Genomic DNA, 20,709 nt, shown 5'->3' on the forward strand with positions numbered 1-20,709 from the left:
CGCTGGAGCGGGCAGATATGAGACTGATAATGAGACAAGGACAGGGACAGGAGACACAGCAGGCGCATGTCGGAAGCTGAGATCGGTTCAGAAATCGAAGACGACATCATCCCGGCGGTGGCATCCCGCGAGATGCTGCCCTACAGCTATGCCCGTCGTCACAAGGTGCTGCTGCGCGGCAGTGGCGCCGCACGGGAGTTGTGCTGTGTGCCGCCGGTGGATATCCAGGTATTTGCGGAAGTGCGCCGCTGGCTCGGCGATCTGCCAAAAGTCGTCGCGCTGGACGAAGGCGGGTTTGCCGGGGCAATGGCCATCGCTTATGAACAGCAGCGAGGCGCCGCAGCCGAAGCGGCGGATAACTTGGAAGGTATCGACCTGGCCAGTCTTGCCGAAGCCCTGCCGGAAACCTCGGATTTGCTGGAGCAGGAGGATGATGCACCGATCATCCGCCTGATCAACGCCCTGTTACAGGAAGCCATTCGCGAAAACGCGTCCGACATCCATATTGAAACCTTCGAGCGGCGCCTGCTGGTGCGCATGCGCGTAGACGGTGTGCTGCGTGAGGTGTTGTCACCCCGACGCGAGCTGGCGCCGTTGCTGGTGTCACGGATCAAGGTCATGGCGCGCATGGATATCGCTGAAAAACGGGTGCCGCAGGATGGTCGTATTTCCCTGCGCATCGGCGGACGTGATGTGGACGTGCGGGTCTCGACCATGCCAGCCAGCAACGGCGAGCGGGTAGTGCTGCGTTTGCTGGACAAGCAAGCGGGGCGCCTGCAGCTGGGCCATCTGGGCATGGGGGATGTGTGCTATCAGGAGATGATGGCGCAGATTCACAAACCCCACGGCATCATTCTCGTCACTGGCCCGACCGGGTCGGGGAAAACGACAACGCTCTACGCCAGCCTGACCGAACTCAATGATTCATCCCGCAACATCCTGACTGTCGAAGACCCGGTGGAATACCAGCTTGAGGGTATTGGCCAGACCCAGGTCTCCAACAAGGTGGACATGACCTTTGCCCGGGGCTTGCGCGCCATCCTGCGTCAGGATCCGGATGTCGTCATGATCGGTGAGATCCGGGATCTGGAAACCGCCGAGATCGCGGTGCAGGCGAGTTTGACCGGTCACCTCGTGCTGTCCACCTTGCATACCAACACCGCGGTTGGTGCCGTGACCCGGCTTCAGGATATGGGCATCGAGCCGTTCCTGTTGTCGTCGAGCCTGCTGGGCGTCATGGCACAGCGGCTGGTGCGCGTGCTCTGTGACAACTGCAAGGAACCTTACCAGGCCTCACCGGGCGAGCTCGCCCTGATGGGGTACGCGGAGGGCGAAGCCGTCACGCTACATCGCCACAAGGGCTGTGAAGAGTGCAACAACCTGGGCTATCGCGGCCGCACCGGGATCTATGAACTGGTGGTGGTGGACGACGAGATGCGTGAGCTGATCCACGACAAGGCCAGTGAGCAGCATCTCGAGCGTCATGCCCGCAAGCGCACGCCCGGCATCCGTACCGACGGCTGGCGCAAGGTGCTGGCCGGCGATACGACCGTGGAGGAAGTGCTGCGTGTTACCCGTGAGAGCTGAGCCGAAAGGGGAGCCGCAGCATGTCGGCGTTTGAATACCGGTCCCTGGATGCCCGGGGCAAAGTCCGCAAGGGCATGGTGGAGGCCGACAGCGCTCGCCAGGTGCGCCAGCAGCTGCGTGAAAAGGGCTGGGTGCCACTCGAAGTGCGCGAGACCCGGGATAACAAGAGCGGCGGCAAATTGTTTGCCAGCTTCTCTCGTTCAGGGCGCCTGAACACGGCTGAGCAGGCTTTGATTACCCGTCAGTTGTCCACCCTGATCCGCTCCGGGATGCCCGTGGAGCAGGCCCTGTCTGCTGTAGCCCGCCAGGCTGGGCGGCCACATATCGAACGTATCATGCTGGCAGTGCGGGCCAAGGTTACCGAGGGCTACGGCCTGGCTCGCAGCATGGCGGAGTTTCCCCGGGCCTTCCCGGAGATGTACCGCGCCACGGTAGCCGCGGGCGAGCAGAGTGGCCATCTGGAACAGGTGCTGGAGCAGCTTTCGGAGTATCTGGAGAATCGCCACGATACCGGCCGCTCGGTCATGCAGTCCCTGATCTATCCGGCGTTCATCATGGTGTTCTCGATTCTTATCATTACGCTGATGATGACCTATGTCGTACCGCGCATGGTGGAGGTTTTTGCCCGTAATGAAGAAGGGCTGCCTACGCTCACCCGGGTGATGATCAGCGTCAGCGACTTTTTCCGCGATTGGCTCTGGTTGGCGGTGGTGTTGATCGTGACAGGCGGCTTTGCCTTTGCCCGGGCCATGCGCTCACCGGCGTTCCGTATGCGGGTGCATCAGCGTCTGGCGCGCATGCCGGTGTTCGGCAAGCTGATCTGTACCGCCGACAGCTCGCGGCTGGCAAGCACCCTGGGTATCCTTTCGCGCAGTGGCGTGCCCCTGGTGGAAGCCCTGGCGATTTCCAGTCAGGTGGTAGGGAACCTGGCTGTCCGTGAAGCGGTAAAGAAGGCGGCCGGCAAGGTGCGCGAAGGCGGCAGTCTGAGCCGGGCGCTCGAGGTCAGCGGTTACTTCCCGCCCATGCTGGTGCAGATGATTGCCAGTGGCGAGGCCAGTGGCGAGCTGGATCGCATGCTCAATCGGGCCGCCGAGTATCAGGAACGGGAACTCACGGGCGTGGTCAATACGGTGGTGGGGCTGCTGGGCCCGGCCATGCTGCTGGTGATGGCCTCACTGGTGGCGCTGATCGTGATTGCCATGATGCAGCCGATCATGCAGATGAACGCGCTCTTCGGGATTTGATGCAATACTTGCAGGATTGAATTACGGGGTTGGCATACGGTCAGCGACATCCCGGCTTTCGGGTGTGGACCGGTAACATAGAACGGACAACATGGCGGAGAAAGTGATGAATATTCAGGCGCGGCGCAAGGCCCAGAAAGGCCTCACGCTGATTGAAATCATGGTGGTGGTGGCCATTCTGGGGCTTCTGGCTGCAATGATCGTGCCCAATGTGATCGGTCAGGGGGAGCAGGCCCGGGTGGACCTGGCCAAGTCCAATATGGCCAGTATTGCCTCGGCACTGGACATGTTCCGGCTTCACAACAGCCGCTATCCGACAACAGAAGAAGGGCTGCGTGGACTGGTGGAGCGGCCTTCCAATGCCCGCAGCTGGCCCGAGGGCGGCTACCTCTCGCGCATCCCCGAGGATCCCTGGGGCAATCAATACGTCTATATCAGCCCCGGTTCGTCCGGGCCCTATGATCTGATTTCCCTGGGCGCTGACGGCGTCGAAGGCGGCGAGGGCGTCAATGCCGATCTCAACTACCGTGAGCTCCAGCGTCGGGACTGAGCGCGGCTTCACGCTGATTGAGGTCCTCATCGTTGTTGTATTGATAGGACTGTTTGCCGCGCTGCTGGTGCCCAACATGATCGTCGGCAACGAGCGTGATCTTGATCAGGGAGCACTGCGCTTGCAGGACGTGCTCGCCTCCGTTGGCGAGCACAGTGTCTTCAGTGGTGAGCTGCTGGGCGTGCGCCTGGAGGAAGACCGCGTCGTGCCGATGCGCTTCGATCCGGTCGAGCAGAAGTTCGTGGTGTTCGGGGGGCAGTCCCGGGTCGGACTGGACACCTGGCGCCTCGATGAAGACCTGCGGCTGGCATGGGATCTGGGCAACCCCGAGGAGGATGCCGCCGACAGCCACGGTGGCGTTACCATTGCCCAGGCAGCGGAAGCGCGATTGATCGCAGGGGAGGACGAGGACGACCGGGACAAGCGGCCGCAGCTGTTTTTCTTTCCCAGTGGCGAAGCAACGCCTGCCAGGCTGAGCCTCGAACTGATCGGCTCCCGGCGCATGCCGGTAGTGCTGAACCTGAGTGCCTTTTCCCGCGTTACCATCGAGGATGACACGCTATGAAGCGCGCGCGTGGCTTCACGCTGCTCGAAGTGCTTGTTGCGCTGGGGATTCTCGTATTCGCCATTATGGCACTGATGCAAAGCATGGGCACCGCGGCCGTGAATACCAGCATGCTGGATGACCGCACCCAGGCTTATATGGTTGCCACCAACAAACTGGTTGAATTGCAGGTTTACCAGGAGTGGCCAGAGACCGGCACCCAGGATGAGAAACTCGAGCGTGACGAACGAACCTGGCAAGTGCGTACCCGCGTCAGCAATGGCCCCTATCCTGATACCCGGCGCGTGGATATTGAAGTCGGCCCCGAAGTAACGGGGGGGCGTGAGCGCTCAGTGCTTTATGTGCTGACCAGCCTGCTTGGCAAACCCGCTGCCGAAGTGCTTGAGGCTGATCCGGGTGATGCTGGAGAAGGGACATGACACGCACTGCAGCAACCGCAACAGGGTATCAGTCGGGTTTCACATTGCTGGAAGTCGTCATCGCCATCGCGCTGTTTGCGTTCATGTACATGGCGGCGCAGCTCGCGTTCAGTACTGCACTGGACAACCGCGATATTCTGGCCCGGCACGCAGCCAGTCAGGAAGAGCGCCAGCGCGCGCTGATCTTTCTGGCGCAGGATATCGAGCAACTGGTGGCCCGCCCGGCCCGCGACGCCTTTGGTGATACTCAGCCGGCGATACGGGGCACGCTTGAGCAATTCGAATTTACCCGTCTTGGCTGGGCCAATCCGTTCGACCTGCGTCAGCGCAGCCAGATGCAGCGGGTGGCTTACTTTGTTGACGACGAGCAGCAGCTGATCCGCCGCCACTGGGCTGCGGTGGACCAGAACCAGGGCACCGAGGCGGTGGACACGGTCATCCTGGGCGGTGTGGAGGAAGTGCGCTTCCGCTTTCTGGATCAGGGACCGCAAGGCGAGTGGGTCTGGCGCGACGAGTGGCCAGACGTGGATCTGGCTCAGACGCCCCCTCTGTTCCAGCGCCTGCCGCGCAGCATTGATATGGAGCTGACCTTTCAGGACGAGACCAGTATCCAGCGCTTCTATCGCACCGTCATCAATCCCTGGAGTCAGCCATGAGATCGATGACAAAACCGGTTCCCCGGCAACGGGGCATGGCGCTGATCGTGGTGCTCATGATTGTCTCCCTGATGACTGTCATTGCGACCGAAGTCATGTTCCGGCAAGACCGTTTCCGTGCCCGTACCGAGAACCTGACAGACTGGGACCAGCGCTATCAGTACGCCATTGCTGCTGAAACCGTGGCCATTCAGGGCCTGATCGATGACCTGGAAGATGACCGAAACAATAATGCTCTGGTGGACGATTGTGTTGAGGAGCAGTGGCCGGTCAATCTGCCGCCAACCCCCTATGAAGACGCGGTGCTCAGTGCCACGGTGCAGGACCTGCAGGGCCGCTTCAATCTGAACTGGCTGGTGACACAGCAGGGCACAGAGTTTATCCGGGACGAAATCTGGCGTGAGCGTCTGGCATCGCTGTTGCAGGCTACCCTGACCGAACCGGGCAAGGCCGAGCGGCTGTCCCACGAAATGGTTGACTGGATTGATTCCAATAACATCGTTGATGGTATCGAGGGCGCGGAAGATCCGGACTACCGCTGGCGCCGCACCCCTAACGCCCCGGCCATGCATGAAAGCGAATTGCGTGCATTGCGCAGTATGACGGCAGGGGATATTCCGGACCCCTTGTTCTGGGGGCTGTTCAGCGCGTTACCGCTGGATGCCCGGCTCAACGTCAATACCGCCCCGCAACCGGTGCTTGACGCCGTTTTTGCTGATAATGTGGGCTCTGCCGGCAGGCAGCAGATTGTCGCCATGCGCGAGGAGGGCCCCATCAGCAGCATTGATGAGTTGATGGCACAGGCACCATTCAGCGCCATGGAGGCCGATGCCCGCCAGGCACTGCAAGAAAAACTCGATGTGCGCTCCAGTTATTTTCAGGTCATGGTGGATGTGCGGCGCAACGACCAGCGCAGCCGGCTGGTAACGCGCATCAGGCGCCTTGAACAAGGCCCTACCGAGGTATTCAGCCGCCAGCTGGTCCCGATACTCGGGCCGCTTGAGCCGCCATGCAATCCTTTTTACAGTGAGCCCCTGGCAGACGGAATAAACAGCGATGGATGAACGCAGACTGATCTACCTTGCCGCCGGTGCATTACGCGCAGAGCAGGCCGCTGACGTTGCCGCCTGCTGGCGCAGCGCGGAAGGCGATACGGCTCGGGGCACACTGGAAGATGCGTTGGCGCAGGCGCGCGGCGATGTGCACCTGGTGCTTTCGGCTGGCGACGCGCTGCTGACCCGCGTGGCGCTGAGCAAGCGGCAGGGCCGACATATCCAGAAGGTGCTGCCGTACCTGCTGGAAGAGTCCGTACTGGGCCGTAATGAGGAGCTGTGGTACGCCCACGGGAAGCCGCTGGATGATCAGTATCCGGTTGTCGCCTGCGAGCAGGATGGTCTGACGCAGTTGCTCGACTGGTGCAGTGAGGCTGCTCATGTGCGCATTGCCGGTGCCTGGATCGATGCTGACCTGTTGCGCGATCAGGCGCCGTGCATGGTGCCTCAGCAAGTGCTGCACGGGGATATGCTCGACATACTCTGTGTTCCCGCGCCGGGCCAGGCGCTGGTGCTGCCGGTTGCTGAGGCGGCGGCCTTGCCTACCATGATGGGGCTGGGTGAGGCCGATTTTCAGCACCTTGATGATCCCGCGCAGCTCTTCAGCCATTTCGCCCGGGCGATTTCCGCAGGTGACCGGATCGTGTTACTGCACGGTGCGCTGCGTCCGAACAAGGGCTCAGCAGGCATGCCGCAGACAATGCTGGCGCCCTGGCTGCCGGTGGCAAGGCTCTCCGTGGTCGTGCTCGTGTGCATCTGGGGCTTGCTGCTGGTGCAGAAGTGGCAGTATGAAGCGGCGGCGCAGGAAGCCGCACAGGCGTCCGTAGCGCTGTATCAGGAGCTGTTCCCGAGCGCGAGTCGTCCGCAAATGATCATCACGGAGTTCGAGACCCAGATCAATCGTCTTGCCGGCGGCGCGGGCGGCAGCGGCTTTCTGGCACTGATGGGGCCCACCGGCGAAATCATTGGCGCGGCAGCTGACCAGGGGGTGGTGCCGCGACGATTACAGTACGACGAGCGTGACAGCGTGTTATTGCTGGATCTCAATGCACAGGATTTTTCGGTGCTGGAATCGTTGCGTGAGCAGTTGCAGTCGGCCGGCCTGAGTGCCGAGATCGGCACTGCGCGCAGCCAGGCCAGCGGCGTAACCGCACGTATGCGAGTGGGGCAGGGCTGATGCAACAATTACAACAACAGCTACAGCAATGGCGACAGCAATTCATGACAGCCAGCGAACCGGCGCGGGTCTGGTATCGCTCATTGGCGGAACGCGAGCAGATTGCCGTCAGCGTGCTGGCAGTGGTGCTGGGGTTAATGCTGATCTATCTGCTGATGTGGGCGCCAGTGCTGAATGGGCGCGAAGCGGCGATCAACAATTACCTGGCACGGGAGCGCGTGCTCAGCTGGATACAGGATAATGCGGACGCAGTGCGCGACGCCCGGGCAAGCAGCCAGGACCGCCCGCAAACACATCGCGGCGACTGGATTTCGGTGATCAATGCCAGCGCATCCGAAGCAGGCCTGAGCCTGCGCGGCTTCACGCCCGAGGGCAATGATGCCGCACGGGTCCAGCTGGAGCAGCAGGAGTTTGCCAAGGTGATCGTCTGGCTGCAGGCGCTGGAACAGAATATGGGCATTCGCGCGTCGGCGGTGGAGATTTCAGACAGCCAGACGCCCGGGACGGTGAACGTCAGAGCCACTCTCCGCCGGGGGGCATGATGTCACAGTCTTGTTTCCCGGTTCGGGGCGTCATCGCCCTGACCGCTGCGCTGTTTTGCGCCGTTGCCGTGGCAGAGGTGCCCGGTGATTTCCGCATTCTGGACTACCGGGCCAGTGAACTGGGTGCGGCGGCAGGCCGTCCGGTTGCCTCGCTGTCTGTTCTCAGCTGGCAAGATGGTGCTCTGCAGCCCATCAGCTTCCAGATTGATAGCATCGGCGAGGCCGACCTGGTCTGGTTTCCCGAATCCGGTCTGACGCGTGAGGGGGACCCCGAACGGTTTCTTGCCGATGATCGATTGCTGATCCGTGCGGCGGATATCGGGCCGCGGGCGCCAAAGGATGTGGCGTTGCCGGACGGGGTAACGCCGCTGGCAGAACTGGCCATCGAGGACGTTACCGGCGGGCCCGGTTATGTCTATCTGGTGGAAGGCGACAACCGGCGCAACCCGGCGCGCTACATTGACCACGACATCGAGAGCGGCATAACGCGCACACACCGTTATCAACTGCATGTGGACCCGGAAAACGAACTGAACTGGCGCCATCTCGGTTATGCCGGTTACGAGGGCGACGGCTCGATCATCGATACACTCAAGATGCGGATGAGCGGTGGCTTCCTGAGTCGGCGCGCACGAATGACGCTGGACAACACCAATCTGCGCCCGCAACTGGCAGGCAGTAAAGTCGGACCATTGCGTTCAGTGATGCATCTGGAAACCCGTGTGGTACTAGGTGGCATTCCGGTGATGCGACTTCAGGTTCAGGCCTACCGTTATCCGGATCACTACGAAGCCCACAGCTATGCGCGCATACCGGCGCTGTATCGCAACACGCTGCGCGACCCGGAAGTGGCGGTGTCCATCGACGGCAATGCCCAGTACGGTGCCACCGTGCAGACAGCCCGCGGGAAAGAATTGCGCGGGCTGGTGGATGGACGCATGGATGATGAGGAACAGCAGCTGATCGAGCGTGGCCTGACCACCACCGACAGCTGGATACTGTTTGATTCCCGGCGCAATTTCATTTTGCTGGCTGATCTGGATGTGCCGGCGTCGCTTCAGGATATTCCGTTGACGCTGGTGTACCAGGATGACAACCAGCTGGAGATTACACCGGAGCAGTTCCCCGGACAGCTGCCGAATATCGGTTATGCCCTGCGGGGCTGGCCGCCGGAGCGGGAACTGCGTTTCGCGGTACGGTTGCTGTTCGGCAATGCCATCGCAGATGACTACTCGCCGGAGGATTATGTGGCCGCGCGCATGGCGCGGCCGTCTCTCAGTGTGACGCCCTGGTCTCCCAGCTATTCGTCACAATCGGTAACGCAACCTCACCATTGAAGTGCGCGCGGCTCCACCAGAAAGACGGGTTGAAGGCGTACTGCCAGCTGTAGCCGTACACCACCAGGCCAACGCGATCGCCGGCTTTCAGCGGTACTGACACGGGCGTCAGCGGCTGACGATACAAGCCCTTGCCCGGCAAGGGCGTCAGTTGCTCGCTGGCGACGCGCACACGCCGTTGGTTGGCATGCTGTACACCAATACCGATGAACACCCGCGTGCTGCGCAGACTTGCCGTACCGGCGAGTTGCAGATCAATCTCCGGGATGCCCAGCAGCAATTCATCATCGCGCTCCACCACATGCAGCGGGATAAAGCGCGGCCGTCCCAGGCCGCCATTGGGCGACAATTCGCGACGGTCTGCGTTGCGCCAGAGGCCACGGACCATGTCATAACCGGTATCGACCGGAATCATGAAGCCTTCGAACAGGCCGGCAATCGGGATGTGGACCTGCTCCCGGGAAATTCTGAAGGGCGTGGTATCAGTGGGGAAGTTCTCGGGTGTTATCGCGTCATCATAATCCAGCGCCAGACACAGCTCGGGAACCTGCGGTGCTGCGCCACGCAGCTTCTCATCCCACCATGCCAGAATCATGTCTTCCAGGGGTTGAGTATGGCCATTGCAGTTGATCTGTCGATCGGTATTGAACAGGGGCTTGCCGGACCAGCTCTGCACCGGCCAGGGCAGAATATGGCCACCCTGAATGCCGAGCAGACGCACATCGCGCCCCCCCTCAAGGAAACAGGCCCGGTTGTCGAGGGCCTGATCCATGGTCATCAGGCTGTCGCGGAAGCCCTGCACCAGCAACGCGTCAGCCTGCGGGTGCTGGCCATTGGCGCACAGGGACGCCGGGCTGCGCGCCGTCAATATATTACGCACTTCCCCGTTCATGCTGCCGGTCATCATGCTGCGCCAGGGTCGGCTGAGCCCCTGGGTTGAAAAGCCGCTCGTGACCGGCGGCACTGTCAGCAACGCGCCGCCCCAACTGGTCCGCATATGGCCGTTGGGTGCCAGCGCTTCCGCAAAGTTATGCCAGCCTGCCACCGGCACCAGTGCTTGCAGACGCGGTTCATGAAACGACGCGAGAATTTGTGCGCCAGCGCCGTAACTTTCACCGATCATGCCGATCGCGGGCTGGCCATCGGCCAGTGTCTCGATGCCGGGCAGGTGCGCCAGCGACCAGTCGATCACGGTAGATACATCGCGGACTTCTTTTTGCAGGTCCATCATGTTCACCTTGTCACCGCTGCCACCAAAGCCACGCTGGTCGTAAAACACAACCCAGTAGCCTGCACGCCAGGCGCGTATTGCCGCCTGACCGGTAATCATGGTTTTGCCATAGATGGAGAGGGGTCGCTTGGCGCGAAAACCACCGTAACCGTGTGTCGCGATAATGAGCGGTGCGGTGTCGCCGACAGCCAATTCAGGCTGGTAGACTGTGGCGGTCAAGATGACGCCGTCATGGGTGGGGATCTTGACCTGATAGCGCTGCGCTTCACGGTGTACTGTCACCGGACCGCTGTCTGCAGGGGGCAATCGGGTTGTTGTGGTACAGCCCGTCAACACAAGAATGACCCAAAGCAGGGCAAATGCACTACGCATGGCGGGAAAACCTCGCTTTATTATTTGTTATTTTTTTCAGGCGAGCCTGATTATGCGCATTAACGCCTCGCTTCACCAGAGCAAACGTGGACTTCTGTGGCTCGGCTACGCCCTGACCTGTGTCTGGCTCGCGCTGGCACTGAGCTGGTGGTTGCTGTCTCGGCTGGATTACGGCTATCCGCTCTGGTACAGCGTGCTGAATATCGAGCAGCATATCGCTACCTATGCTCCGGAGAATGCGGCGAAGCCTGGCTTTGAGGCCTTGTCGGCGACGCAACATGCGGAGGCCTTCAGCGCCATACGGCGTGCCGTCCATGATGGGGGCAGAGGCCTCGCAGCCATTCAGTATACCGGCCCGGATGGCAGGGAGTTGCCACTGCTGATCCGCGCAGAGGTGGTGCATTTGCAGGACGTTGCCGATCTGTTGGCACGCGCCACACTGGCCAGCGGGGTACTGTGCCTGCTCTGGTTACCGCTGGCCTGGGGTTCCCGCCGCAGCGGCCTGCCTGGTTGGCGGGCTCGCAGCCTGAGTGCGCTCGTGCTGGCCGTGCCGATGCTGTTCTGGTTGTTGATTGCCGGGCCCAAGGCGGTCTTCTATCAATTGCATATCTGGCTTTTCCCACCTGAGAATCCCTGGTTTTTTTACTGGGAAGAATCCCTGATGAGCACCTTGATGAAGGCGCCGTACCTTTTCGGCGCCATAGCGCTGGTGCTTGCCATCGGCGCGCTGATCCTGACCCCCGCTTTTTATAGCGCAGGTTATCGTATTACTGACAGGCTTGGCCGTTATCTGGCAGAACAAGACAAGGAAACACAATGATCATAGACGCTCTGTCGAAGAGCCGTGCGCACGCCGCCGAGCGGCTGCAGCAATGGGCTGCGCTGGACTTGCCGGTGCCGCCAACCTGGTGCGTCAGTCGGGGGCCTGATGTGCCGGTAGCCTTCGACGTTGCCGCGATACTGGAAGCACTGGCGGGGAAACCCGGCGCCGGCGATCACTACTGGATCCTGCATCAGGGCCCGGCAACGCCCGGATCGCAACGCCAGTCACTGGTAAACCTGGATTCGGATACGGCCTTGTCTGCGGCGCTGGTGCAGCTGTTCTCCAAGGCGGATGCTCCCGACCAGGTGATCATTCAGGCGCTGCCCCGGCGTCATGCTGCAGGGGTGTTGTTCACCCGTCACCCGGTACGCCAGGATCTGGAACACGTGATTGTGGAAGGCGTGGTGGAGCAGGGCGTGGTAGCGCAACCCGGCACGCCAGAGAGTGTGCAGGAAAGACTCATCCTGCATCGCGACGGGCTGGTAGCCTACAGCAGCCAGCCTGAGAGCGCTTTGATTGCGGCGATTGGCGCGCGGCCGTTCAAGGCACTGGCCGATCAGCTGCGCCGGCATTTCGAGCGCCCCCAGGCCTGTGAGTGGGTGCACGATGGCGAGCAGCTGTGGCTGATCCAGACGCTCCCGGTCGGGTCATTACCGCGGCCGGAGGAAGCCTGGTCCCGTCGTGCGGGCTCGGGCATCTGGCAGCAGGCTGTGTCACCCCTGTGGTACACCCTTGCCGGGCGCTGGCTCAAGACCGGCTTCTGGCGCCCGCTCGGCGAGCGTCTGGGCTGGCATGATCTGGCCAATATCGAGCCATATCGTCGCCAGCACAGCCATATCTATACCAACAGCCGCTTCTTTCTGCGCCTGTACGAGCAGGGCGGCCCTGCGCGACTGACCGGCGGCCTGCCGCCGGCCTGGCAGCCGCGGGAAACGCCAACGGCAAAGCCCTGGCAGTGGCGCCGCGACGGCCTGCGCCGACTTACCACCGGGCTGGCACTGGCCAGTCTGGCTCGCGAGCTGCAGCAAGCCAATGCAGTGACCCCCGCGCTGGGGGATCTGGAAGGGCAGTGGCGCCAGCTGATGCGCTACGACCGGGCAGGCGAGCGCCTGGCGGCTATCGATGGCTGGTTGGCCTACTGCGCCCCTGAGGCGCCCGCCGAGGCGGCGGCTCCCACTGGTGATGCGGTGGCAGCAGTGCAACTGGCGCAGGCGTTGCCGCCCGCGCATCTCGCCAATCTGCAGCGTCTTGGCCTCGGCCGGGAGGCAACCCTGGCACCGCATACCGGGTTTGGCGTGGACCCGGTGTTGCCACGCTTCAGTGCTGCGCTGCCCGAACTGGCGGCACTGGCCAGCGTGAGCCCTGAACGTCGTCATGCGCTCGCGCGGCTCGCCGATGCCGAAGCAGGCAACATCGAGCGTCATGTGCGCTGGCGCAGACAGGCCGCCGCGCTACGTGAGCAGCTCGGCAGCCAGTTGCGCAGTATTCTGGCGACGATGGGGCAGGTGTTGGTGGCACGGCAGTTGTTGCGTCGCGCCGAGGACATTCATTTTGTCTATTTCGATGAGCTGTGGTCGCTCTGGCAGCGCCAGGGCCAGGTGCAGGACCAGCGCCGTCTGACGCCGGAAAAGATCGGCGAGCGGAAAGTGCGCTACCTGACCTCGGCCTATCAGGGCGCGCCGGACTGGATGCTGGATCAGGTTGCCTATGGCGTGAAGCTGGACCAGCAGGAAAAGCCCGTGCTCAAGGGGCGTGCGTTGGTGCCCGAAACGGCCAGTGGCCCAGCGCGCATGATTCATTCAGGCTGGGCCCTGTCCGGGCTTGAACCCGGCGATATCGTGGTGCTCGACCAGTGTGAGCCTGGTTGGCTGCCCTGGTTGGCGCTGGCCGAGGGCCTGGTGCTGGCAAGTCACGATCCGCTGCACCCGGCAGCGTTGTTTGCCAGAGCGCTGGGCATTCCCTGCGTTGCGGGCGTCGATGACGCCATGCACTGTCTTGTGGATGGCGCCCCGGTGCGCATCAATACCCCGGAGGGCAGTGTGCTCGCCGATGACGGACAGGCGCCCCGTCAGGCGTTATAGCCAAGCAGGTGCGGGATGGTGCGCTCGATCTCTTTGACCGTATGCCCGGTCCGGCGCGCGTAGTCTTCCATCTGGTCGCGGCCGATCTTGCCGGTGCCGAAGTAGCGGGCCTCCGGATGGGAGAAATACCAGCCGGACACAGAGGACGCCGGGTACATCGCATAGCTTTCCGTCAGGGAAATGCCGATGGTGTCATCCGGCTGCAACAGCTCCCATAGCAGGGTCTTCTCGGTGTGGTCAGGGCAGGCCGGGTAGCCGGGGGCAGGGCGGATGCCCCGATAACGCTCACGAATCAGATCGTCGTTGCTGAAATTCTCATCGTTCGCGTAACCCCAGAATTCACGCCGCACCCGCTCATGCAGACGCTCGGCAAAGGCCTCCGCCAGACGATCGGCCAACGCCTTGAGCATGATGCTGCTGTAATCGTCGTGATCCGCCTCAAAGCGGGCCAGATGCTCCTCGATGCCCACCCCGGTCGTAACCGCAAAGGCGCCGAGCCAGTCCTGAACGCCACTGTCGGCAGGGGCCACATAGTCGCTCAAGCACAGATTCGGCTTGTCTTTCTTACGTGCCACATCGGTCTGCTGGCGCAGGTGATGCAGGGTCATCAATGGCTCGCCACCGGGTGTCTTGAGCAGCTCGATGTCATCGCCGATGCTCTGGGCAGGGAAGAAACCTATTACGCCACGGGCAGTTAGCCACTTTTCTTTAACTATTTTCTCAAACATGGCTTTGGCGTCCCGGTAGAGCCGGGTGGCCTCAACACCCACCACCTCGTCCTCGAGAATGTCCGGAAACTTGCCCGCGAGCTCCCAGGAGCGGAAGAAAGGGGTCCAGTCGATACGGCGCACCAGCTCGTCCAGCGGGTAGTCGTCCAGCACTCGGGTGCCGGAGAAGGTTGGCACTGGCGGCGTGTACTGCTGCCAGTCCCAGGTGAACGGATTGCCGCGTGCCTGCCCCAGGCTGGCGAGCTTGCGCTCCTGCTGCTGGCTGGCGCGGCGTTCGCGCAGGACCTGATATTCCGAGCGAATACTACTGACATACTCGTCGTGCTGCGTTTCGCTGAGCAGGTTACTGGCCACGCCGACTGCCCGGGAGGCATCGTTCACATGAATCACCGGGCCGTGGTACTGCGGCTCGATCTTGACGGCGGTGTGGATGCGGCTGGTGGTGGCCCCACCGATCATCAACGGGATATTGAAGCCAAGGCGTTCCATCTCGCTGGCCACATTGACCATCTCATCCAGTGACGGCGTAATCAGCCCGGACAGGCCAATGATGTCGACGTTTTCCTTGCGCGCTACATCCAGAATCTTTTCGCAGGGCACCATGACGCCCATATCGATGACGTCGTAGCCGTTGCACTGCAGCACCACGCCCACAATATTCTTGCCGATGTCGTGCACATCGCCTTTGACCGTGGCCATCAGGATGCGCCCGTTGCTCTCGTCCACGGTGCCGAGCTCTTCCCGTTCCTTTTCCATGTAGGGCAGGAGATAGGCGACGGCTTTCTTCATGACGCGCGCGGATTTGACCACCTGGGGCAGGAACATCTTGCCGTCCCCGAACAGATCGCCGACCACATTCATGCCCGACATCAGCGGGCCTTCAATCACATGCAATGGGCGAGCGGCCTTGAGACGCGCCTCTTCCGTATCTTCCTCGATATAGTCGGCCACGCCTTTGACGAGGGCATGCTCCAGGCGTTTCTCGACCTCCCATTCCCGCCACGTCAGGTCTTCCTGCCGCACGCTGCCGGCGCCGGTGCCGCGATATTTCTCAGCCAGCTCCAGCAGACGATCTGTGCCGTTCTCGGTGCGGTTGAGCACCACGTCCTCAACGGCCAGCTTCAGGTCTGCCGGGATATCCGCGTAAATGCCCAACTGGCCCGCATTGACGATGCCCATGTCCATGCCGGCCGCGATAGCGTGATAGAGAAACACGGCATGGATCGCTTCCCGCACGGGCTCGTTGCCCCGGAACGAGAAAGAGACGTTAGAGACGCCACCGGAAATCAGTGCATGGGGGAGGGTGCGCTTGATATCCCGCACCGACTCGATGAAATCCACCGCGTAGTTGTTGTGTTCTTCGATGCCGGTGGCAATAGCGAAGATATTCGGGTCGAAAATGATGTCTTCTGCCGGGAAACCGACCTCGTCCACCAGCAGGCGGTAGGCGCGGGTGCAGATCTCGGTCTTGCGCTCGCGTGTATCCGCCTGACCGTCCTCATCAAACGCCATGACAATCACGGCGGCGCCGTAGCGGCGCAGCAGGCGTGCCTGCTCGATGAACGCCGCTTCGCCTTCTTTCATGGAGATCGAGTTGACGATGCCCTTGCCCTGGATGCACTTCAGCCCGGCCTCGATCACCTCCCACTTGGAGGAATCGATCATGATCGGGACTTTTGAAATCTCCGGCTCGGCGGCCACCAGATTCAGGAAGCGCACCATGGCATCCCGGGATTCGAGCATGCCCTCATCCATATTGATATCGATGATCTGGGCACCCGCTTCCACCTGCTGGCGTGCGACTTCCAGCGCGGTATCGTAATCGCCTTCCTTGATCAGGCGCAGAAACCGTTTGGAGCCGGTCACATTGGTGCGTTCGCCAACATTGATGAACAGGGACTCGGCGGTAATGTTGAGGGGTTCCAGGCCGGACAGACGACAGCCCGGCTCCCGCTCAGGCAGCACGCGGGGCGGGTAGGGCGCCACCGCCTCGGCAATTGCCCGGATATGCTCCGGCGTGGTGCCGCAGCAACCGCCAATCAGGTTGAGAAAGCCCTTCTTGGCCCAGTCCGCGATTTCGGCGGCCATGACCTCGGGGGACTGATCATACTCGCCCATTTCGTTGGGCAGCCCGGCATTCGGGTGGGCAGAAACGGGGCCCTCCGCAATGCGTGACAATTCGGCCATGTAAGGCCGCAGCTCCTGGGCACCGAGTGCGCAGTTCAGGCCGATGGTCAGCGGCTGCGCATGACGCAGGGAGTTATAGAAGGCTTCCGTCGTCTGGCCAGTCAGGGTACGCCCGGAGGCGTCGGTGATGGTGCCGGAGATCATGACCGGCACGTCGCGCTGATGAGTGGCTTTCCAGGTCTCCACCGCAAACACGGCGGCTTTGGCGTTGAGCGTATCGAATACCGTCTCGATCAGCAGCAGGTGCGCGCCACCTTCAATCAGACCCTCAATGGATTCGATGTAGGCCTCGACCAGCTGGTCAAAGCTGACATTACGGTAACCGGGATCGTTGACGTCTGGGCTGATGCTGGCCGTACGGTTGGTCGGGCCCAGCACGCCAGCCACATAACGCGGTTTGTCCGGTGTGAGGGCGGTATATTCATCCGCAGCCTGGCGCGCCAGTCGGGCAGCGGCGACATTGATCTCCCGGGAGAGATCCTCCATGTCGTAATCCGCCATGGCGATACGGGTGGAGTTGAAGGAGTTGGTCTCCAGGATATCCGCGCCAGCCTCGAGATAGTCCCGATGCAGCTGCAGAATAGCCTCGGGCTGTGTGATGCTCAGCAGATCGTTATTGCCCTTGAGGTCGCTGGGCCAGTCGGCAAAGCGCTCACCCCGATAAGCCTGCTCATCAAAGCCCAGCCCCTGGATCATGGTCCCCATGCCGCCATCGAGGATCATGATACGTCGTGCCAGTTGCTCTTCGAGCTGTTGGCGCAGGCTGTCTGACATGCTGAACTCCGGGATGAACTGGGTAGGGGCGGCATTATACCGGCCCCGGGGCGGAATACCCAAAGCCGTGAGCGGTAAAAGTACCGGATTATGCACTGACGTGCGTCGCGGTTTTGTAAATGCCATCACAGCGCGGGGCCGATGGACTCCCAAGGCCAGGAATGCTCTGGCATACTGGCCAGCATCATAATCGAGAGGGAAATGAGCATGGATGAGGTGGCGGCGTTGTCAACGGAGTTTGTCGAACAGAATCTGATGCCCTACGCGTTCAATCTGCTTACCGCAGTATTGATCTTCATTATCGGCAAGTGGGTGGTGGGGCGCCTTGCCAGCTTCATGGAAGGGGTCTTCAAGCGCAAGCTCGATCCTACCGTATCCAGCTTTCTGGCCCGCCTGGCGCATATCGCCATGCTCGGCTTCGTCATCATCGCGGCTATCGACCGCCTCGGTGTGCAGACCACATCCCTGATCGCCATCTTCGGTGCCGCCGGCCTCGCCGTAGGTCTTGCCCTGAAGGACTCCCTCGGCAACTTTGCCTCCGGCGTCATGATCCTGATGTTCCGGCCTTTCAAGATTGGTGACTATGTGGAAGCTGCTGGCACCGCAGGCACCATCAAGGAAATCCGCATTTTTGCTACGCTGATGACATCACCGGACAACAAAGTGATCATGGTGCCCAACGGCAGCATCATGTCCGGCAACATCGTCAACTATTCCACCATGGCCACGCGCCGGGTGGATCTGAAATTCGGTGTCAGCTACAGCGCAGACCTGTCCAAGGTCAAAGCGGCCATTCTGGCTGTGCTGGAAGCGGATGAGCGGATTCTCAAGGATCCCGCTCCCAACATTGCGGTGGCGGAGCTGGCGGACAGTTCGGTCAACCTGATTGTACGTCCCTGGGTCAACACACCGGATTACTGGGCTGTGTACTGGGGCACCATTGAAGCCGTGAAACGTCGCTTTGATGACGAGGGTATTGCCATTCCGTTCCCGCAAATGGATGTGCATCTCGACAAGGTCGATATGACCTGATTTCACGGAAAATTGATACGTCATCGCTTGGCAGCCTGTAGGCTGCCAATGTTTTTTTGTGGCCTGTCGCGTACAGGTCAGTACCAGTTAACACGTGCCAGGCACCAGAATGAGTAGCAGGAGTAGATGTGATGATGGGCAAGAAAAAACTGATCGCGGCCGCCTGTGCCGCAGCGCTGACGCCGGGGCTGGCCTTCAGCCAGGCCGAGGATATCCAGAATGAGTGGACCGGCGATGTCGAGCTGGCGTATCTCCTGAAGCGGGGGAATACCCGTTCAGACACCATTAACGCGCGCAGCGAAGCGCAACGGGAATCTCTGGACTGGCGTCACCTCGCCAGACTGGAAGCTGCAAATGCAGAACAGCGCAACAATACAACCGGTGAGGACGAGCGTTCTGCAGAACGCTACTTCGGTTCTTACAAGCTGGACCGCAAGCTGGATGAAGCCAACTATCTGTTCAACCTGCTAACAGCGGAAAAAGACCGCTTTACCGGTTACGAGTATGAGGCGACCTACGCAATCGGTCTGGGTCGACGGCTCTTTGACAATGATCTGCACCGCCTTGATCTGGAAGCGGGTCCGGGTTATCGGACACGCCGTCTGGATCAGGAGCCGCCGACGGGCAGCCGTACGGAAGAAGATGTGGTCGGCCGTGTGGGGCTGCGTTATCTGTTGAACCTGTCCGAGAACGCCCAGTTCCGTGAAGACCTGAGCACAGAGTTCGAAGATGACTCCACGCTGACCCGTGCGACTACCAGTGTTACCAGCAAGATCAACAGCCGGCTTTCCCTGCGTGTCAGCCACGTGCTGCGGCACAACAGCGACCCTGCACCCGGGGCGCGCAAGACGGACCAGGAAATTACCGTTGGCCTCGTTTACGGTTTCTGATTCCCGGGACACAAAAAAAGGAGAGCGATGCTCTCCTTTTTTTTTCGTCGACTTTCCCCGCGATGGGGAAGGCTGAATCAGCCTTCCTTCAACGCATTGGTGGTGTCGATGATCGCCTGCTTGCCGTCGCCGAACAACATCAGGGTGTTGTCCTTGGCAAACAGCGGGTTAGGCAACCCGGCAAAGCCAGGGCTCAGCGAGCGTTTGACCACGACCACGGTGCGTGCCTTGTCCACGTTCAGAATCGGCATGCCATAGATGGGGCTGCCTTTGTCTTCACGGGCCAGCGGGTTGGTCACGTCGTTGGCGCCGATGACAATCGCCACGTCAGTCTGCTCGAAGGTCGGATTGATGGTGTCCATGTCCTTGAGCTTGTCGTAAGAGACTTCCGCTTCCGCCAACAGCACGTTCATGTGGCCGGGCATACGGCCGGCTACAGGATGGATGGCATATTCCACCACCGTGCCGCGCGCTTCGAGAGTGTCCGCCAGGTCACGCACTGCGTGCTGTGCTTGCGCCATGGCGAGACCGAAGCCGGGCACGATGACCACACGTTGGGCTGTCTCAAGGATCATGGCCACTTCTTCGGCAGAGGAAGACTTGATCTTGCCCTGGTACACCTCATCAGCGTCCATGGCTTCACCGGCTTCCGCCATGACACCGAACAGCACATTGGTCAGCGAGCGATTCATGGCCTTGCACATGATCTGTGTCAGGATCAGACCAGAGGCACCGACCAGTGAACCGGTGATGATCAGCGCGCTGTTGCCCATGACGAAACCGGCAGCCGATGCAGCAATACCGGAATAGGAGTTCAGCAGGGCGATCACCACCGGCATATCCGCGCCACCGATGGGCATGACCAGCATGATGCCCAGCAGGGCGGCAGCGGCCACGACAGCCCAGAACAGGGTGTCATTGGGTTGGCCCGTCCAGGTCATGTAACCGATAGCGCCGAGCGAGAACACCAGCAATACCAGGTTGACCAGTTTCATGCCCGGGAAGCCTTTCGGCTGGCCGTCAATCAGTTCCTGCAGCTTGGCAAACGCCACGAAGGAGCCGGTGAGTGTGACCGCACCAATGAGAACTGCGGCGCCAGATGCTGCCATGGCCACTGTGGTGTCCACGCCTTTGAAGTACTCGGCCGCTGCCAGCGCAAACGAGGCGCCGCCACCGAAGCCGTTGAGCAGCGCGATCAGCTGCGGCATGGAGGTCATCTGCACGCGGATGGCCAGCACGGCGCCAATGACGGCGCCAACAATCAGACCGGCAATAATGACTTCATAAGAGACGATATCGTGGTGCAGCAGCGTGACTACGGCTGCAATGCCCATACCGGTAGCCGCAAGCAGGTTACCGCGTACTGCGGTTTTCGGCTTGGAAAGGCCCTTGATGCCGAGAATAAAGAGTGCGGCGGCGATCAGGTAGGCGATGTCGATCCAGTGTTGCGCTATCTGCATGG

General features: G+C 61.2%; 17 protein-coding genes. 14 read left to right on the forward strand and 3 right to left on the reverse strand.

What is annotated here, in order from left to right; translation table 11 throughout:
* Window positions 1-66 precede the first annotated feature (66 nt).
* The 10 genes from gspE (at window position 67) to K8B33_RS02045 (ending at window position 9,129) form a co-directional block, all read left to right on the forward strand.
* Complete coding sequence (gene gspE / locus K8B33_RS02000; RefSeq protein WP_223422706.1) at window positions 67-1,587, forward strand: type II secretion system ATPase GspE; 1,521 nt, start codon at window positions 67-69, stop codon at window positions 1,585-1,587.
* A gap of 20 nt (window positions 1,588-1,607) precedes the next feature.
* Window positions 1,608-2,831 (forward strand): type II secretion system inner membrane protein GspF, encoded by a 1,224-nt coding sequence (gene gspF, locus K8B33_RS02005; RefSeq protein WP_223422709.1) that lies wholly within the window; start codon window positions 1,608-1,610, stop codon window positions 2,829-2,831.
* A gap of 106 nt (window positions 2,832-2,937) precedes the next feature.
* Window positions 2,938-3,381 carry a type II secretion system major pseudopilin GspG gene (gene gspG / locus K8B33_RS02010; RefSeq protein ID WP_223422711.1) on the forward strand — a complete coding sequence of 148 codons (444 nt, stop codon included), beginning with the start codon at window positions 2,938-2,940 and terminating at the stop codon, window positions 3,379-3,381.
* The gene (locus K8B33_RS02015) at window positions 3,341-3,946 is read left to right on the forward strand and encodes a prepilin-type N-terminal cleavage/methylation domain-containing protein (RefSeq protein WP_223422713.1); all 606 of its coding nucleotides are present in this window, start codon (window positions 3,341-3,343) and stop codon (window positions 3,944-3,946) included. Before gspG ends, K8B33_RS02015 begins: the two co-directional genes overlap by 41 nt.
* Window positions 3,943-4,365 (forward strand): type II secretion system minor pseudopilin GspI, encoded by a 423-nt coding sequence (gene gspI / locus K8B33_RS02020; RefSeq protein WP_223422715.1) that lies wholly within the window; start codon window positions 3,943-3,945, stop codon window positions 4,363-4,365. Before K8B33_RS02015 ends, gspI begins: the two co-directional genes overlap by 4 nt.
* A complete protein-coding gene (gene gspJ, locus K8B33_RS02025; RefSeq protein ID WP_223422717.1) occupies window positions 4,362-5,021 on the forward strand; it encodes a type II secretion system minor pseudopilin GspJ in 660 nt (219 codons plus the stop codon). The genes gspI and gspJ overlap by 4 nt, the downstream gene beginning before the upstream one ends.
* Window positions 5,018-6,085 (forward strand): type II secretion system minor pseudopilin GspK, encoded by a 1,068-nt coding sequence (gene gspK / locus K8B33_RS02030; protein ID WP_223422719.1) that lies wholly within the window; start codon window positions 5,018-5,020, stop codon window positions 6,083-6,085. Before gspJ ends, gspK begins: the two co-directional genes overlap by 4 nt.
* On the forward strand, window positions 6,078-7,250 hold the full coding sequence (gene gspL / locus K8B33_RS02035; RefSeq protein ID WP_223422721.1) for a type II secretion system protein GspL: 1,173 nt from the start codon (window positions 6,078-6,080) through the stop codon (window positions 7,248-7,250). Before gspK ends, gspL begins: the two co-directional genes overlap by 8 nt.
* The gene (gene gspM, locus K8B33_RS02040; RefSeq protein ID WP_223422724.1) at window positions 7,250-7,792 is read left to right on the forward strand and encodes a type II secretion system protein GspM; all 543 of its coding nucleotides are present in this window, start codon (window positions 7,250-7,252) and stop codon (window positions 7,790-7,792) included. The genes gspL and gspM overlap by 1 nt, the downstream gene beginning before the upstream one ends.
* The gene (locus K8B33_RS02045; RefSeq protein WP_223422726.1) at window positions 7,792-9,129 is read left to right on the forward strand and encodes a hypothetical protein; all 1,338 of its coding nucleotides are present in this window, start codon (window positions 7,792-7,794) and stop codon (window positions 9,127-9,129) included. Before gspM ends, K8B33_RS02045 begins: the two co-directional genes overlap by 1 nt.
* On the opposite strand, the gene K8B33_RS02050 is transcribed toward K8B33_RS02045, so the two are convergent.
* Complete coding sequence (locus tag K8B33_RS02050; RefSeq protein ID WP_223422728.1) at window positions 9,068-10,642, reverse strand: CocE/NonD family hydrolase; 1,575 nt, start codon at window positions 10,640-10,642, stop codon at window positions 9,068-9,070. The genes K8B33_RS02045 and K8B33_RS02050 overlap by 62 nt on opposite strands.
* Before the next feature lie 142 nt (window positions 10,643-10,784).
* Between K8B33_RS02050 and K8B33_RS02055 the strand changes: the two genes are divergently transcribed.
* Together K8B33_RS02055 and K8B33_RS02060 are read left to right on the forward strand one after the other, a co-directional pair.
* A complete protein-coding gene (locus tag K8B33_RS02055; RefSeq protein WP_223422730.1) occupies window positions 10,785-11,552 on the forward strand; it encodes a DUF1461 domain-containing protein in 768 nt (255 codons plus the stop codon).
* Window positions 11,549-13,636 (forward strand): PEP-utilizing enzyme, encoded by a 2,088-nt coding sequence (locus K8B33_RS02060; RefSeq protein WP_223422732.1) that lies wholly within the window; start codon window positions 11,549-11,551, stop codon window positions 13,634-13,636. The genes K8B33_RS02055 and K8B33_RS02060 overlap by 4 nt, the downstream gene beginning before the upstream one ends.
* On the opposite strand, the gene metH is transcribed toward K8B33_RS02060, so the two are convergent.
* Window positions 13,624-17,325 carry a methionine synthase gene (metH, locus tag K8B33_RS02065; RefSeq protein ID WP_223422734.1) on the reverse strand — a complete coding sequence of 1,234 codons (3,702 nt, stop codon included), beginning with the start codon at window positions 17,323-17,325 and terminating at the stop codon, window positions 13,624-13,626. The genes K8B33_RS02060 and metH overlap by 13 nt on opposite strands.
* A 207-nt stretch (window positions 17,326-17,532) precedes the next feature.
* On the opposite strand from metH, the gene K8B33_RS02070 reads away from it, so the two are divergent.
* Together K8B33_RS02070 and K8B33_RS02075 are read left to right on the forward strand one after the other, a co-directional pair.
* A complete protein-coding gene (locus tag K8B33_RS02070; protein WP_223422736.1) occupies window positions 17,533-18,357 on the forward strand; it encodes a mechanosensitive ion channel family protein in 825 nt (274 codons plus the stop codon).
* A 131-nt stretch (window positions 18,358-18,488) separates the two neighbouring features.
* Entirely contained in the window at window positions 18,489-19,247 is a 759-nt protein-coding gene (locus K8B33_RS02075; RefSeq protein ID WP_223422738.1) for a DUF481 domain-containing protein, read from the forward strand.
* A 77-nt stretch (window positions 19,248-19,324) separates the two neighbouring features.
* Here the strand turns inward: K8B33_RS02075 and K8B33_RS02080 are convergent, their stop codons facing one another.
* The gene (locus tag K8B33_RS02080) at window positions 19,325-20,707 is read right to left on the reverse strand and encodes an NAD(P)(+) transhydrogenase (Re/Si-specific) subunit beta (RefSeq protein ID WP_223422740.1); all 1,383 of its coding nucleotides are present in this window, start codon (window positions 20,705-20,707) and stop codon (window positions 19,325-19,327) included.
* Window positions 20,708-20,709: the final 2 nt, after the last annotated feature.

The organism is Alcanivorax limicola (assembly GCF_019931215.1).
GTDB lineage: Bacteria > Pseudomonadota > Gammaproteobacteria > Pseudomonadales > Alcanivoracaceae > Isoalcanivorax > Isoalcanivorax limicola.